The sequence below is a fragment of the Kitasatospora sp. NPDC002543 genome (assembly GCF_053594915.1).
Genome location: NZ_JBSFWR010000028.1, coordinates 16,272 through 31,624 on the forward strand (window position 1 = coordinate 16,272; position 15,353 = coordinate 31,624).

Sequence of the window (15,353 nt, forward strand, 5' to 3'; positions counted from 1 at the left end):
AACGGCGGCAGATGGTCTGGACCTTTCCCCGGAACAGGTCGCACACTGCTCCGATGGATGTGCGACGGACCACCCCCACCCCCCGAACCACGCCGGACCTGCCGTTGCACCGGTTACAGGTCCCGCTGCCCCACCTGCTCCCCTTCGCCATCGGCAGCTTCGACGCGATCGGCCCGCTCTCGCGGGCCGGCTTCCCCCACCGGCACTCGTTCTACGAGATCGTCCACGTCACCGGCGGCCACGGCGCCCACGTCCTGGACCTCGTCCACCGGCCGCTGGCGCCACCGCAGTTGTGCGTGATCACCCCCGGCCAGGTGCACTACTGGGCGGACACCGAGGAACTGACCGGCCGGGTCGTCCTGTTCAACGAGGACTTCCTGCTCGGCCACCCCCAGGACCTCGCCGCCCTGCGGGCCCTGGCCACCCGCCCGGCCCTCGCGCTCGGCGAGCAGGCCGACGCGGTCGCCGCGCTGCTCGGCGACATGGAGCACGAGTACCGGACCAGGGCGCCCGGCTACCAGGGTGTGCTGCGCGCCAGCCTGCACATCCTGATCGTCCGGGCGCTGCGCGCCTGTGCCCCGGTCGACCGCCCGGCGGTGCCCAGCCGGCCGGCCGAAGTGGCCGCCGCCTTCACCCGGTTGATCGCCCGGCCCGGCGGGGTGCGGCACTCGGTGGCCTCCACCGCGCAGGAGCTCGGCGTCTCCCCGGGGCACCTGCAGACCCTGGTGAAGCAGGCCACCGGCCGCACCCCCGGCGGACTGATCCGCCGCCAGCAGACCCTGGAGGCCAAACGGCTGCTCGCCTGCACGGATTTGACGATCCGTCAGGTCGCCAAGGAGGCGGGCTTCGTCGACCCGGCGTACTTCTGTCGGTTCTTCCGCCGGGAGACCGGGATGACCCCGGGGGAGTTCCGGTCCAGGGTCGACGGAAATCACCACGATCCCCGGATCATGTCCATCGCGGTCGCACCCGACGGCCCGTAACTTTGCTGCTGGCCACCGGTGGCCGGTCCGGCGCGCGCGAACGGGCTGCCGGTCCGGCCCTTGTCATGCCCCCACCATGGCAAGGGCCGCCCCCACCCCGCCTCATGAGAAGGAGACGGCGCATGCCCACACCGCCCGACGGCATGATCAGCCGCAAGACCGTACTGAAGGCCGCCGCCGCGCTCGGGGCTGCCCCGCTGCTCGTCGGCGGCGGCGTCGCCCTGGCCCGGGACCAGATCAGCAGCGGCGAGCCGCTCGCTCCCACCCCCGAGTGCCACGACGGGGACGCCCCCACCATCGAGCAGATCGAAGGGCCGTACTTCAAACCCAACTCCCCGCTGCGCAGCTCGATGGTCAACGACGGCCCCGGCACCCACCTGGTCGTCAGCGGCTACGTCTTCGGCCGCGCCTGCCGGCCCATCTCCGGAGTGCTGCTGGACTTCTGGCAGGCCGACGACGGCGGCAACTACGACAACGTCACCTACACCTTCCGCGGCCACCAGTTCACCGACGCCAACGGCGCGTACAAGCTGGACACCATCGTGCCCGGCCTCTACCCGGGCCGCACCCGGCACCTGCACGTCAAGCTCCAGGCGCCCGGCCGCCCGATCATCACCACCCAGCTGTACTTCCCGAACGAGCCGCGCAACAACACGGACAGCATCTACGACCCCCGGCTGCTGATGAACGTCCGGCAGAACGGGTCGACCCGCGAGGCCGGCTTCGACTTCGTGCTGAACGTCGCGCAGACGCCCGGCACGCCGAGCCCGTCGCCCACGGTCACCCCGACCGGCGGCCCCAGCACGCCGCCGCCGGGCGGCACCTGGGCCGCGGGCACGGCGTACAAGGCGGGCGACCGCGTCACCTACTCCGGCGTCTCCTACACCTGCCTCCAGGCGCACACCGCCATGGCGGGCTGGGAGCCGCCGAACGTGCCGGCCCTCTGGCAGCGGTCGTAGCGGCTCCGACCGCGTCCCCCGGGGCGCCGGGCGCCCGGTCGGCGGCAGGGCCGACCGGGCGCTCAACCACGTCCGGAGCCGGGGGCGGATTCCGGACACGGCCGGTTCCGCGACACGCCAGTTCCGTGCAGTACCAGTCGGGAATCCGCCAGGCAATGGCAGGAAGCGAATCCAGTCGATCTTTCGTACTGGTTAGGCTTTCAAATGTTCGCAAGGTTAAAGTTGTTTCCATGCATGCCTGGCCCGCCTCCGAGGTTCCCGCCCTGCCTGGTCAGGGGCTCCCCCTCCGTATCCACGACACCGCAGCGGGCACGGTCCGCGAGGTCGTGCCGCTGGACGGCACCGCCCGGATCTACGTCTGCGGCATCACTCCCTACGACGCGACCCACATGGGCCACGCCGCCACCTACAACGCGTTCGACCTGGTGCAGCGCGTCTGGCGGGACGCCGGTCACGACGTCCTGTACATCCAGAACGTCACCGACGTCGACGACCCGCTGCTCGCCCGCGCGGTCGAGACCGGCCAGGACTGGACCGCTCTGGCCGAGCGCGAGACGGCCCTGTTCCGCGAGGACATGACCGCGCTGCGCATGCTCCCGCCGGCCCACTACATCGGCGCCGTCGAGTCGATCCCGTGGATCGTCCCGATCGTCCAGAAGCTGCTGGCCTCCGGTGCCGCCTACGAGGTGGACGGCGACATCTACTTCTCGGTCGACGCCGACCCGCGCTTCGGCGAGGTCTCCGGCCTCACCCGCGAGGCGATGCGCCCGGTCTTCGCCGAGCGCGGCGGCGACCCGGACCGCCCCGGCAAGCGCAACCCGCTGGACGCCCTGCTCTGGCTGGCCGCCCGCCCGGGCGAGCCCGCCTGGGACACCGAGCTCGGCCACGGCCGCCCCGGCTGGCACATCGAGTGCGTCGCCATCGCCCTCCAGTACCTCGGCATGTCCTTCGACATCCAGGGCGGCGGCAGCGACCTCTCCTTCCCGCACCACGAGATGGGCGCCGCGCACGCCCAGGTCGCCACCGGCACCCACCCGTACGCCAAGGCGTACGTGCACGCCGGCATGGTGGCCCTGGACGGCCACAAGATGTCCAAGTCCCGCGGCAACCTGGTGTTCGTCTCGGCGCTGCGCCGCGAGGGCGTCGACCCGGCGGCGATCCGCCTGGCGCTGCTCTCGCACCACTACCGGGCGGACTGGGAGTGGACCAAGAGCACCCTGGACGACGCCGTCGAGCGCCTCGCCCGCTGGCGCGCCGCGGTCTCCCGCCCGGACGGCCCGTCGGCCGGGCAGCTGCTCGCCGAGGTCCGCGAGGCGCTCGCGAACGACCTGGACGCGCCCGCCGCGCTGGCCGCGGTCGACCGCTGGGCGGCCCTCCAGGACACCGAGGGCGGCACCGACACCGGCGCGCCCGGCCTGGTGACCCGCACCGTGGACGCCCTGCTCGGCGTCGCGCTGTAACCCGCACCCGCACGGAACGCCGAAGGGGCGTCAGGACACCTGGTCCTGACGCCCCTTCGGCACAGACGGGCCGGGCGGGCACAGACGGGCCGGGCGGGCACAGGTGGGCCCGGGCGGGCCCTACTCGTCCTCGGCGCCGTCCTGGCTCTCCCGGGCGGGGCCGCCCGGCGCCTCCGGGTCGGCCGGCCGCTCGGCGGTGGCGTGCCCGGCCACCGGCTTCTCGCCCGTCGGCCCGACGTTCTCCCGGCGGCGCAGGTAGCGCTCGAACTCGCGGGCGATGGCGTCGCCGGAGGCCTCCGGCAGCTCCGCGGTGTCCTGCGCCTCCTCCAGCTGCTGGACGTACTCGGCCACCTCGCTGTCCTCGGCGGCCAGCTGGTCCACGCCGAGCTGCCAGGCCCGGGCGTCCTCGGCGAGCTCGCCCGGCGGGATGCGCAGGTCCAGCAGGTCCTCCAGCTTGTTGAGCAGGGCCAGCGTGGCCTTGGGGTTCGGCGGCTGCGAGACGTAGTGCGGCACCGCGGCCCAGAGCGTCACGGCCGGCACCCCGGCGTGGGTGCAGGCCTCCTGGAGCACCCCGACGATGCCGGTGGGGCCCTCGTAGCGGCTCTCCTCCAGGTCCAGCCGGCGGGCCAGCTCCGGGTCGGAGGTGACCCCGCTGACCGGCACCGGGCGGCTGTGCGGGGTGTCCCCGAGCAGCGCGCCCAGGATCACCACCAGCTCGACGCCCAGCTCGTGCGCGAAGCCCAGCAGCTCGTTGCAGAACGAGCGCCAGCGCATGCTCGGCTCGATGCCGCGGATGAGAACGATGTCCCTGGTCGTCGGTTCGGTCACCCGGATCACCGAGAGCCGGGTGGTCGGCCAGGTGATCCGGCGGATGCCGCCGTCCAGCCAGACCGTGGGCCGGTTGACCTGGAAGTCGTAGTAGTCCTCCGCGTCCAGGGCGGCGAACACCTTGCCGTTCCAGGTCTCGTCCAGATGCGCCAGCGCCGCGGAGGCGGCGTCGCCGGCGTCGTTCCAGCCCTCGAAGGCGCAGACCATCACCGGGTCGATCAACTCGGGAACATCTTCCAGCTCGATCACCCAGCGTCTCCCTCCGGTCGGCGGTCGGGCCTGCGCCGCCCCGGCTGGCCTGCCGGAGCGCCGACGGGCCGGCTGCCGACTGTCGAACCTCTCGTCTCCCATGGAACGCCTCGCTCCATGGTCCCTACCTGCCCAGCCTACGGGCTTTGATGCGCATGGCGGCCGGGCACCGGGACAGTCTGCGGGAGCGGGCGGTCGCGAGCCACCGGATATCGGCGGCCCCGGGCTGACGGTCCGTCAGGCGTTCACCGGGGGCGAGGAGTGTTCGACCTGCGACGCGGCGTGACGGAACGGGCCTCGGCGGGGCGTGACGGGCCGCGGCACGAGGAGCCGCGGCGGGCCGGGGCGGCCGCTACCCCGCGTCCGCCCACCCGTCGCGGTACGCCGCCCAGTGCTCGGGCCGCGAGGCGAAGTCCACGTACAGCGCGACCCCGAAGCCGGCCCGCCGCCGGTCCTCCCGGCCCAGGCCCAGCCGCACGCCCCGGACGGCGGCCCGGACGGTCTCGGCGTCTCCCCAGTGGCCCCACTTGTCGTCCCAGAAGAAGGGGAGCCCCATCAGCAGGTCCACGTCGGCCGGGGTCGCCCGCAGGGCCAGTTCGGTCTGCCGGGCGACGTAGCCGCCGTACAGCGGCTCGGTGGGCATCGAGGTGTCGTAGCTCATCACCGCGATCTGGTCGACCCGGCGGGCGGTCTCGGTGAAGTACGCCGCGTCCCACCACTTGCCGTGGCCGGTGAGCAGGATGCCGGCCGTGTGCAGGCCGGGGACGGGGTCGATCTGCGGGGCGGCCACCGACAGCTTCGCGCCACGCTCCGCGGTGACGGGGCGGACCCGGTCGAGCAGCGCGAGCCAGCCGGCCGAGCCGGGGCGGATCGGCTCCATGTCGAAGTGCACGCCGTCGAAGCCGAGGTCCAGCACCTGGCGGGCGGAGGCGGTGATCCGGTCCCGAGTGGGGCCGTCCTCCAGGTCCAGGGCGTCCTTCTCCGGCTTGACCTCGTCGCCCAGCCAGCTCTGCAGTCGTACGCCGGGCAGCTCCCGGTGCACGGTGTCGGTGAACCAGCGGCCCCGGGGGTGGACGGCGGGCGGCAGCGAGCCGTCGTGCTCCAGCGGGCCGGTGTGCACATAGAGGTCCCGGATGCCGGTTCCGGCCAGCTGCCGGCCCAGCTCGGCCACGTCGGCCTCGGTCTTGCGGCCGTCGACCCAGGCGTGGCCGAGCCAGAGCGCGTCCCGGCCCCGGGTGCGGGCGTCGGCGGCGGGCTCGCCGGTGTAGTGCAGCCGGAACACGGCGAACGCCGAGCCCAGCGCGGCGACCGGAACGGCCGCCACGAGCACCAGCACCAGCAGGGCACGGCGCCACCGGGACCATGCCCGCCAGCGGTCGCGCAGCGCGCGGAACGGGGCCGTCAGGGCCCGGCCCGCCCGCTGCGCGCAGGTCCGGAATCCGGCCACGCGCTTGCTCCCCCCTTGCGGTCGAGCGCTCAGGATACGGAACGGACCGGCGGGCCGAGCCGTGGGGCGGATACCCTGGCCACGTGCGTGCCCGACCAAGCGGGTTCGCAAAGCCGACAGCCGTCGCACCAGGGAGAAGCCCCATGGCCACAGCAGCCACCCCGTCCATCACTCAGCAGAGTCGCGCGAACGCGCTTCGTGAAGCACTCGCCACCCGGGTGGTGGTCGCCGACGGTGCCATGGGCACCATGCTCCAGGCGCAGGACCCGACGCTGGAGGACTTCCAGAACCTCGAAGGCTGCAACGAGGTCCTCAACGTCACCCGCCCGGACATCGTCCGCTCCGTCCACGAGGCCTACTTCGGTGTCGGCGTGGACTGCGTGGAGACCAACACCTTCGGCGCGAACTTCAGCGCGCTCGGCGAGTACGAGATCGCGGAGCGGATCTTCGAGCTGTCCGCGGCCGGCGCCCGGATCGCCCGCGAGGTGGCCGACGCCCACGCCGCCGCCGACGGCCGCACCCGCTGGGTGCTCGGCTCGATCGGCCCCGGCACCAAGCTGCCGACCCTCGGCCACGCCCCGTACGAGACCCTGCGCGACGGGTTCCAGGAGAACGCGGCCGGCCTGATCGCCGGCGGCGCCGACGCGCTGCTGGTCGAGACCAGCCAGGACCTGCTGCAGACCAAGGCCGCCATCCTGGGATCCAAGCGCGCCCTGGCCGAGGCCGGGCTGGACCTGCCGGTGCTGGTGCAGGTGACGGTGGAGACCACCGGCACCATGCTGCTCGGCTCGGAGATCGGCGCCGCGCTCACCGCGCTGGAGCCGCTGGGCGTGGACTACATCGGCCTCAACTGCGCCACCGGCCCGGCCGAGATGAGCGAGCACCTGCGCTACCTCGCCAAGAACGCCCGGATCGGCCTGTCCTGCATGCCGAACGCGGGCCTGCCGGTGCTCGGCAAGGACGGCGCCCACTACCCGCTCTCCCCGGCCGAACTGGCCGACGCCCACGACGTGTTCACCCGCGAGTACGGCCTCTCGCTGGTCGGCGGCTGCTGCGGCACCACCCCCGAGCACCTGCGCCAGGTGGTCGAGCGGGTCCAGGGCCGTCCGATCGCCGTCCGTGAGCCGAGGCCGGAGCCCTCGGCGGCCTCGCTGTACCAGGCGGTGCCGTTCCGCCAGGACACCTCGTACCTGGCGATCGGCGAGCGCACCAACGCCAACGGCTCGAAGAAGTTCCGCGAGTCGATGCTGGCCGGCGACTGGCAGGCCTGCGTGGAGATCGCCCGCGACCAGATCCGGGACGGCTCCCACCTGCTGGACCTCTGCGTGGACTACGTCGGCCGCGACGGCGTCGCCGACATGAAGGAGATCGCGGGCCGGCTGGCCACCGCCTCCACCCTGCCGATCGTGCTGGACTCCACCGAGCCGCCCGTGCTGCGGGCCGGCCTGGAGGCGCTCGGCGGCCGCGCGGTGCTCAACTCGGTCAACTACGAGGACGGCAACGCCCCCGACTCGCGGTTCGGCCGGATCGCCTCGCTGGCCCGCGAGCACGGCGCCGGCCTGATCGCGCTGACCATCGACGAGAGCGGCCAGGCCCGTACCGCCGACACGAAGGTCGCGATCGCCGAGCGGCTGATCGCCGAACTCACCGCCGACTACGGCATCGACGAGGGCTCCATCCTGGTCGACTGCCTCACCTTCACCCTGGCCACCGGTCAGGAGGAGTCCCGCCGGGACGGCATCGAGACCATCGAGGCGATCCGCGAGCTCAAGCGCCGCCACCCCGCCGTGCAGACGACCCTGGGCCTGTCCAACATCTCCTTCGGCCTCAACCCGGCCGCCCGGGTGGTGCTCAACTCGGTCTTCCTGCACGAGTGCGTGGAGGCCGGCCTGGACTCGGCGATCGTGCACGCCTCCAAGATCCTGCCGATCTCCCGGATCCCCGAGGACCAGCGCGAGGCCGCGCTCGACCTGGTCTACGACCGCCGCCGGGACGGCTACGACCCGCTGCAGCGCCTGCTGGAGCTGTTCGAGGGTGTCTCCGCCGCCTCGGTGAAGGCCTCCAAGGCCGAGGAGCTGGCCGCGCTGCCGCTGGACGAGCGGCTGCAGCGCCGGATCATCGACGGCGAGCGGAACGGCCTGGAAGCCGACCTGGACGAGGCGCTGACCGTCCGCCCGGCGCTGGAGATCATCAACGACACCCTGCTGGCCGGCATGAAGGTGGTCGGCGAGCTCTTCGGCTCCGGCCAGATGCAGCTGCCGTTCGTGCTCCAGTCCGCCGAGGTGATGAAGACCGCGGTGGCCCACCTGGAGCCGTACATGGAGAAGTCCGACAGCGAGGGCAAGGGCACCATCGTGCTGGCCACCGTCAAGGGCGACGTCCACGACATCGGCAAGAACCTGGTCGACATCATCCTGTCCAACAACGGCTACAACGTGGTCAACCTGGGCATCAAGCAGCCGGTCTCGGCGATCCTGGACGCCGCGCAGGAGCACAACGCGGACGTGATCGGGATGTCCGGCCTGCTGGTGAAGTCCACCGTGATCATGAAGGAGAACCTGGAGGAGCTGAACCAGCGCAAGCTGGCCGCGAGCTTCCCGGTGATCCTCGGCGGCGCCGCGCTCACCCGGGCCTACGTCGAGCAGGACCTGCACGAGATCTACGAGGGCGAGGTCCGCTACGCCCGGGACGCCTTCGAGGGCCTGCGGCTGATGGACGCGCTGATCGCGGTCAAGCGCGGCGTGCCGGGCGCGGCCCTGCCGGAGCTCAAGCAGCGCCGGCACGCCCGGGTCGTGGTGGAGGAGCCGGAGCCCGAGGTCAACCTCGGCCAGATCCGCTCCGACGTCGCCGTCGACAACACCGTGCCCGCCCCGCCGTTCTGGGGCGACCGGATCGTCAAGGGCATCCCGTTCGCGGACTACGCCTCCTGGCTGGACGAGGACGCGCTGTTCAAGGGGCAGTGGGGCCTGAAGGCCGCGCGCACCGGCGAGGGCCCCTCGTACGAGGAGCTGGTGGAGACCGAGGGCCGGCCGCGGCTGCGGGCCTGGCTGGACCGGCTGCAGACGGAGGGCTGGCTGGAGGCCGCCGTGGTCTACGGCTACTACCCGGCCAACTCCAAGGGCGACGACCTGATCGTCTTCCACGATGACGGCACCGAGCGCACCCGCTTCACCTTCCCGCGCCAGCGGCGCGGGCGCCGGCTCTGCCTGGCCGACTTCTTCCGCCCGGAGGAGTCCGGGGTGCGGGACGTGGTGGGCCTCCAGGTGGTCACCATGGGCAACCGGATCTCGGAGGCGGCCAACGAGCTGTTCGCCGACAACTCCTACCGGGACTACCTGGAGCTGCACGGCCTCTCGGTGCAGCTGGCCGAGGCGCTGGCCGAGTTCTGGCACGCGCGGGTCCGCTACGAGCTGGGCTTCTCCGGCGAGGACCCGCAGGACGTCAAGGACATGTTCGCGCTCAAGTACCGCGGCGCCCGCTTCTCGCTCGGCTACGGGGCCTGCCCCGAGCTGGAGGACCGGGCCAAGATCGCCGAGCTGCTGAAGCCGGAGCGGATCGGCGTGGTGCTCTCCGAGGAGTTCCAGCTGCACCCGGAGCAGTCCACCGACGCGATCGTGATCCACCACCCGGAGGCGAAGTACTTCAACGCCCGGTAACCCCCGGTTTCCACCGCGTTCGCTCTTTCCGGACGAAGCGGGCGTATCCTGGATGATCCTGAACGGGCCGGTCCGCTCACCTGCGGGCCGGCCCGAGCCTTCCCCGGGAGCGTCCCGGGCCTGCCGGAAGGACCCCTGCCATGACGACCAGCCCCACCGCCACGCGCGTCCTCGACCACGGGGACGGCCGCGGGCTCCAGGCGGTGCTGCTGGACATGGACGGGACGCTGGTGGACACCGAGGACTTCTGGTGGCAGGCCGAGGCCTCGCTCTTCGCCGAGCTGGGCCACGAGCTGGACGAGGCGGACCGCGCCCAGGTGGTCGGCGGCCCGATGGCCAGGGTGATGGAGTACCTGGTCGCCCGGACGGGGGCGGACATCGCGCCGGCCGACCTCGGGGTGCTGGTCAACCAGCGCTTCGTGGACCTGCTGGCCGGCGGCGTGCCGCTCATGCCGGGCGCCGAGCGGCTGCTCAACACCCTTGCCGCGCACGGGATTCCGGCCGCCCTGGTGTCCGCCTCGCAGCGGCACGTGATCGACATCGTGCTGCGCTCGCTGGGCGCCCACCACTTCGCCTTCACCATCGGCGGGGACGAGGTGCCGCGCACCAAGCCGTTCCCGGACCCGTACCTGGAGGCGGCCCGGCGGCTGGGTGCGGAGCCGTCCCGCTGCGTGGTGATCGAGGACACGCCGACCGGGGTGCGGGCGGGCGAGGCGGCCGGCTGCCCGGTGGTCGCGGTGCCCTCGGTGGCGGCGATCGAGCCGGCTCCGGGGCGGCTGGTGCTGTCCTCGCTGGAGCAGGTCGACCTCGACCTGTTGCACTCCCTGGTCGCCTCACGCGTGTGATTGTCGTCTCATTGCGACCCGGCCCTACCGGCCGGTAAGCGGCCCCGAGGGTCTCCGCGCCGGAGTCGTCGCAGGAGAAAACGGGCATTGGCTGACAACTCGTCGGGCGCGTCGTGATGCCCTCAACCACCGTGTCCCAAACGTCATCTGCGCGGGTACCGGTCGTACGTGTTCGATGTGGCACGCTACTCCAGTTCGTGCCACCCAGAAGGACGCGCCTCGTGAAGACTTCAGCTGAACGCCTGGCAGTACTCGGTTGCGCCGGTCTGGTCGCCGTGTCGGTCGCGGGCTGTGGATCGGTGACCGACGTGGTCAAGGGGGACGGCGGCAAGTCCATAACCATGGGCACCACCCAGTTGACCGGTGTCCTGGACCCGGCGGCGGCGTACGACGCCGGTTCCTGGCTGCTGCTGCGCAACACCTTCCAGTCGCTGCTCACCTTCCAGGCCGCCTCCAGCTCGCCGTCCCCGGACGCCGCGCAGTCCTGCGAGTTCACCGGCAGTGAGGCCATCGAGTACCACTGCACCCTGAAGCCCGGCCAGAAGTTCTCCAACGGCCACCCGCTGACGGCCCAGGACGTGGTGTTCTCGATCGAGCGCACCAAGAAGATCAACGACCCGAGCGGCCCGGTCGAGCTGCTCGACTCGATCAAGTCCGTCGAGGCCAAGGGCGACAACGAGGTGCTCTTCCACCTCTCCGCGCCGGACGCCACCCTCCCGGCCAAGCTGGCCAGCCCGGTCGGCGCCATCGTGGACCACCAGGTCTACCCCGCCGACAAGGTCCTCCCGAACGACAAGCTGATCGGCTCCGGCCCGTACCGCTTCGACTCGGTCGAGAACCTGAGCGGCGGCAAGCAGCTGGGCAAGGTCGTCATGTCGGCCAACGACAAGTACGGCGGCGAGGCGAAGCTCCGGAACAGCAAGTTCACCGTGCGGTACTTCGACAAGTCGGAGGACCTGAAGGGCGCGCTGGACCGCAGCGAGGTCGACCTCACCGACAACAGCCTGGAGCCGAACACCGCCGCCCAGGTCCGCTCCGACCAGCAGGGCGGCAAGACCGACCTCCAGGTGACCGAGGGCGACAGCAACGACACCCGTTCGCTGGTCCTCAACACCAAGGACCCGCTGATGAGCAACGTCGCCGTGCGCCAGGCCGTGGCCCAGATGATGGACCGCAAGGCACTGGCCCGCGACGTCTTCGCGCGCACCGTCCAGGCGCTCTACTCGATGGTCCCGGCCGGCCTGCCCGGCCACACCACGGCCTTCTTCGACCGCTACGGCGACCAGGACGTGAACAAGGCGAAGAAGATCCTGGCCGACGCCAAGATCCAGACCCCGGTCAAGTTCACCCTGACCTGGTCCCGTTCGCGGGCCGGCAGCAACGAGGCCGAGACGCTGAAGAAGCAGCTGGAGACCGGCGGCGTCTTCCAGGTGACGCTCGCCCAGGAAGCGGACTGGGACTCGTACCGGAAGGGCTGGTCCGAGGGCAAGTACCAGGCGTACGTCATCGGCTGGTTCGCCGACTACCCGGACCCGGACAACTACCTCGCCCCGCTGCTGATCAACGGCGGCGCCTACCACCACGGTTGGGACGACCCGCGGATCAGCGGGCGGCTGGTGCCGGAGGGCCTCAAGCAGACCGACCGCAGCGCCGCGGCCGCCACCTACGCGCAGATCCAGTCGATCGAGGCCGAGAACGTGCCGCTGATCCCGCTCTACCAGAACAAGTCCTTCTTCGCGGCCCGCTCGTACGTCACCGGCGTCGAGTCCACCGTCGACACCACCGGCTACTTCCGCTTCTGGGAGATCAGCCGGACCAACAAGTAGCGCCCGCAGGACGGCGGCCCGCCCGCATCCCCGCCGAGACGGGGAGCGGACGGGCCGCCGTGACGTTTCTGCGGCCCCTGGAGGGCCACCCGGGCCCCTACAGGGCTCCCGGGCGCACCAGGCCGCTCTCGTAGGCGTACACGGCCGCCTGCACCCGGTCGCGCAGCTGGAGCTTGGTCAGCACGTGGCCCACGTGGGTCTTCACGGTGGTCTCGCTGACGAACAGCTCGGCCGCGATCTCCGCGTTCGACAGCCCGCGCGCCACCAGCTTCAGCACCTCCAGCTCGCGCTCGGTCAGCGCGCTCAGCGCCTGCGGCGGCGCCTCGTCGCCCGAGGGCAGCTTGGTGGCGTACATGTCCAGCAGCCGGCGGGTGATGCTCGGCGCCAGCATTGCCGCGCCGTCCGCGACCACCCGGATCGCCTGAACCAGCTCCTCGGCCGGGACGTCCTTCAGCAGGAAGCCGCTGGCGCCCGCGCGCAGCGCCTCCACCACGTACTCGTCCAGGTCGAAGGTGGTCAGCACCAGCACCTTGGCCGGGCCGTCCCGCCCCGGGCCGGCGATCCGGCGGGTCGCCTCGACGCCGTCCATCCTGGGCATCCGGATGTCCATCAGCACCACGTCGGGCTGCAACGCCCGCACCTGGTCCAGCGCCTGCTGGCCGTCGCCGGCCTCGCCGACCACCACGAGGTCGGACTCGGCCTCCAGGATCATCCGGAAACCGGTGCGCAGCAGCGGCTGGTCGTCGACCAGCAGCACTCGGATCGTCACCTAGGACTCCTTGCTCATCGGATCCCCCGTGGGATCGCTTGCATCCGACGTACGGGCCGGCGGGACCGGCAGCGGGTACGGCGGCGGGGTGCCGCCGAACTCCGGGCAGCTGGCCTGATGGTCGCACCAGTCGCAGAGGCGGTTGCGGGTGGCCGGGAAGTCCCCGGTGGCCACCGCCTGGCCGATCCGCTCCCACAGTGCCTGGAGCTTGCGCTCCACGGCGAGCAGGTCCGCCTGGTCCGGGTCGTAGCTGACCACGTCCCCGCCGCCGCCGAGGTAGACCAGCTGGAGGCGCTTGGGGATCACGCCCTTCCAGCGCCACACCACCAGGGCGTAGAACTTCATCTGGAACATCGCCTTGCCCTCGAAGTCCCGCGAGGGCGCGCGGCCGGTCTTGTAGTCGACCAGCCGGACCTCACCGGTCGGGGCGACGTCCACCCGGTCGATGTAGCCGCGCAGCAGCAGCCCCGAGTCCAGGGCCGTCTCCACGTAGAGCTCCCGCTCCACCGGGTGCAGCCGGGTCGGGTCCTCCAGCCGGAACCACTGGCCGACCAGCTTCTCGGCGTCCGCCAGCCAGCGGGTCAGCGCCGCGCCGTCCGGGTCGTCCGGGAAGAGCGAGCCCAGCTCCGGGCGCTCGCCCAGCAGCCGCTCCCACTGCGGGCGCAGCAGGCCCAGCGCCCGCTCCGGCGTCCGCTCGGCCGCCGGGCTGTCGAACAGCCGCTCCAGCACCGCGTGCACCAGGGTGCCCCGGGTCGCCGCCGAGCTCGGCGGCTCGGGCAGCCGGTCGATCACCCGCAGCCGGTACAGCAGGGGACAGGTGAGGAAGTCCCCCGCTCGGGACGGGGAGAGCCCGGTCGGGGGTGCCGCCGGACGCCCGGCGGCACTGGTGGTCTCGGTGTGCTGCATGACCACGACCCTATTGCCCTTCGCCGTCATCCCGCTGCCACGGTGCTGCCGGAGCGGCCGACGAGTGGGTATGAAGGCAGCAGGAGGGCCGCGCGGCGCGGGAGGGCCACGATCACGTAGCGTGGGCGCACCGGGCACGACGGGGGAGACGACCGAAGGGATCACGGTGAGCGACAGCAGGGGGCAGCAGCCCTCCGACCAGCCACCGCGGGCGGGCGGCGGGCGTCCGGCGCCGCCGCCGCCCGAGCGCCGCGGCGGCATCCTGATGGGCCGGCCCTTCGGCGTGCCCATCTACGTGACCCCCTCCTGGTTCGTCATCGCCGCACTGATCACCTGGGTGTTCGGCGGGCAGCTGGGCGACGTGCTGCCCGACCTGGGCGGCGCCCGCTACCTGGTCGCGTTCTCCTTCGCGGTCGCCTTCTACGCCTCCGTCCTGGTGCACGAGCTCGCCCACACCCTGGTCGCGCTGCGCTACAAGCTCGGGGTGCGGCGGATCCAGCTCCAGTTCTTCGGCGGGGTCTCCGAGATCGAGAACGAGGCGGAGAGCCCCTGGCGGGAGTTCTGGCTGGCCTTCGTCGGCCCGCTGCTCTCGCTGCTGCTGGGCGGCGTGTTCTACCTCGCGGTGCGGGCGGTGGAGCTGTCCACCGTGCCCGGGGTGCTGCTCACCGGCCTGATGGTCTCCAACCTGGTGGTCGCCGCCTTCAACCTGCTGCCCGGGCTGCCGCTGGACGGCGGCCGGATGCTGCGCGCGGTCGTCTGGGCGATCACCGGCAAGCCGATGGCCGGCACCGTGGCCGCCGCCTGGGTCGGCCGGGGGCTCGCCGTCGCCGTGCTCATCGGCCTGCCGCTGCTGAGCGCCGCCCGCGGGATCGAGCGCACCACCACCGACACCCTGGTGGACGCCGTGCTGGCCGCGGTGCTCGCCGCGATCATCTGGAACGGCGCCACCGGCAGCCTGCGCAACGCCCGGCTCAAGGAGGTGCTGCCCGGCCTGCGGCTGCGCGAGGTGGCCCGGCGGGCCGTCGAGGTCACCGCCGACACCCCGCTCGGCGAGGCGCTGCGCCGCGCCCGCGAGGCCCAGGCCGGCGCGGTGATCGTGGTGGACGGCCGGGGCGAGCCGATCGCCCTGGTGCGCGAGTCCGCCGTCCGCTCGGTGCCAGAGCACCGCCGCCCCTGGGTGGCCGTCGGCCCGCTCGCCCGGGACCTCGAACCCGGGCTGCGGCTGGACGCCGACCTCGGCGGCGAGGACCTGCTGCGGGCGGTCCAGGCCACCCCGGCGGGGGAGTACCTGGTCGTCGAGTCGGACGGCCGGGTGTACGGCGTCGCCGCGCTCAGCGACATCGAGCAGCGGCTGACCGCGGCCCTGACCGGCCGCTGACCGCCCGCCGATCACCCGTGTCCTGCGAGCCGGTCCGCTTCCCTTAG

The 15,353-nt window shown here is 72.4% G+C and carries 11 protein-coding genes; 7 read left to right on the forward strand and 4 right to left on the reverse strand.

Translation table 11 applies throughout. From position 1 onward, the window contains the following. Positions 1 to 104 precede the first annotated feature (104 nt). The 3 genes from ACWD4P_RS14785 to mshC all read left to right on the forward strand — a co-directional run bounded on the left by ACWD4P_RS14785 (position 105) and on the right by mshC (position 3,402). A complete protein-coding gene (locus ACWD4P_RS14785; protein WP_449779865.1) occupies positions 105 to 983 on the forward strand; it encodes an AraC family transcriptional regulator in 879 nt (292 codons plus the stop codon). A 122-nt stretch (positions 984 to 1,105) separates the two neighbouring features. Next, the gene (locus ACWD4P_RS14790; protein WP_449779866.1) at positions 1,106 to 1,942 is read left to right on the forward strand and encodes a dioxygenase family protein; all 837 of its coding nucleotides are present in this window, start codon (positions 1,106 to 1,108) and stop codon (positions 1,940 to 1,942) included. A 230-nt stretch (positions 1,943 to 2,172) separates the two neighbouring features. After that, on the forward strand, positions 2,173 to 3,402 hold the full coding sequence (mshC, locus tag ACWD4P_RS14795; protein WP_359819809.1) for a cysteine--1-D-myo-inosityl 2-amino-2-deoxy-alpha-D-glucopyranoside ligase: 1,230 nt from the start codon (positions 2,173 to 2,175) through the stop codon (positions 3,400 to 3,402). A 120-nt stretch (positions 3,403 to 3,522) separates the two neighbouring features. Here the strand turns inward: mshC and ACWD4P_RS14800 are convergent, their stop codons facing one another. Both ACWD4P_RS14800 and ACWD4P_RS14805 read right to left on the reverse strand, forming a co-directional pair. Beyond that, positions 3,523 to 4,479 (reverse strand): PAC2 family protein, encoded by a 957-nt coding sequence (locus ACWD4P_RS14800; RefSeq protein ID WP_359819812.1) that lies wholly within the window; start codon positions 4,477 to 4,479, stop codon positions 3,523 to 3,525. A gap of 352 nt (positions 4,480 to 4,831) precedes the next feature. Continuing rightward, the gene (locus tag ACWD4P_RS14805; protein WP_449779867.1) at positions 4,832 to 5,926 is read right to left on the reverse strand and encodes a hypothetical protein; all 1,095 of its coding nucleotides are present in this window, start codon (positions 5,924 to 5,926) and stop codon (positions 4,832 to 4,834) included. Positions 5,927 to 6,069: 143 nt separating this feature from the next. Here ACWD4P_RS14805 and metH point away from each other — a divergent pair, with 143 nt between their 5' ends. The 3 genes from metH (at position 6,070) to ACWD4P_RS14820 (ending at position 12,253) form a co-directional block, all read left to right on the forward strand. After that, positions 6,070 to 9,582, forward strand: coding sequence for a methionine synthase (gene metH, locus ACWD4P_RS14810; RefSeq protein ID WP_359819816.1), 3,513 nt, complete (start codon positions 6,070 to 6,072; stop codon positions 9,580 to 9,582). Positions 9,583 to 9,722: 140 nt separating this feature from the next. Further along, a complete protein-coding gene (locus tag ACWD4P_RS14815; RefSeq protein WP_359819819.1) occupies positions 9,723 to 10,427 on the forward strand; it encodes an HAD family hydrolase in 705 nt (234 codons plus the stop codon). Positions 10,428 to 10,648: 221 nt separating this feature from the next. Beyond that, positions 10,649 to 12,253: an ABC transporter substrate-binding protein gene (locus tag ACWD4P_RS14820; protein ID WP_359819821.1), complete on the forward strand. Its 1,605-nt coding sequence runs from the start codon at positions 10,649 to 10,651 to the stop codon at positions 12,251 to 12,253. Positions 12,254 to 12,350: 97 nt separating this feature from the next. On the opposite strand, the gene ACWD4P_RS14825 is transcribed toward ACWD4P_RS14820, so the two are convergent. Both ACWD4P_RS14825 and ACWD4P_RS14830 read right to left on the reverse strand, forming a co-directional pair. Then, on the reverse strand, positions 12,351 to 13,022 hold the full coding sequence (locus ACWD4P_RS14825; RefSeq protein ID WP_188299078.1) for a response regulator: 672 nt from the start codon (positions 13,020 to 13,022) through the stop codon (positions 12,351 to 12,353). After that, the gene (locus ACWD4P_RS14830) at positions 13,023 to 13,928 is read right to left on the reverse strand and encodes a RecB family exonuclease (protein WP_359819823.1); all 906 of its coding nucleotides are present in this window, start codon (positions 13,926 to 13,928) and stop codon (positions 13,023 to 13,025) included. It abuts the gene before it with no gap. A 70-nt stretch (positions 13,929 to 13,998) separates the two neighbouring features. Here ACWD4P_RS14830 and ACWD4P_RS14835 point away from each other — a divergent pair, with 70 nt between their 5' ends. Next, complete coding sequence (locus tag ACWD4P_RS14835) at positions 13,999 to 15,306, forward strand: site-2 protease family protein (protein WP_449779868.1); 1,308 nt, start codon at positions 13,999 to 14,001, stop codon at positions 15,304 to 15,306. Positions 15,307 to 15,353 lie beyond the last annotated feature (47 nt).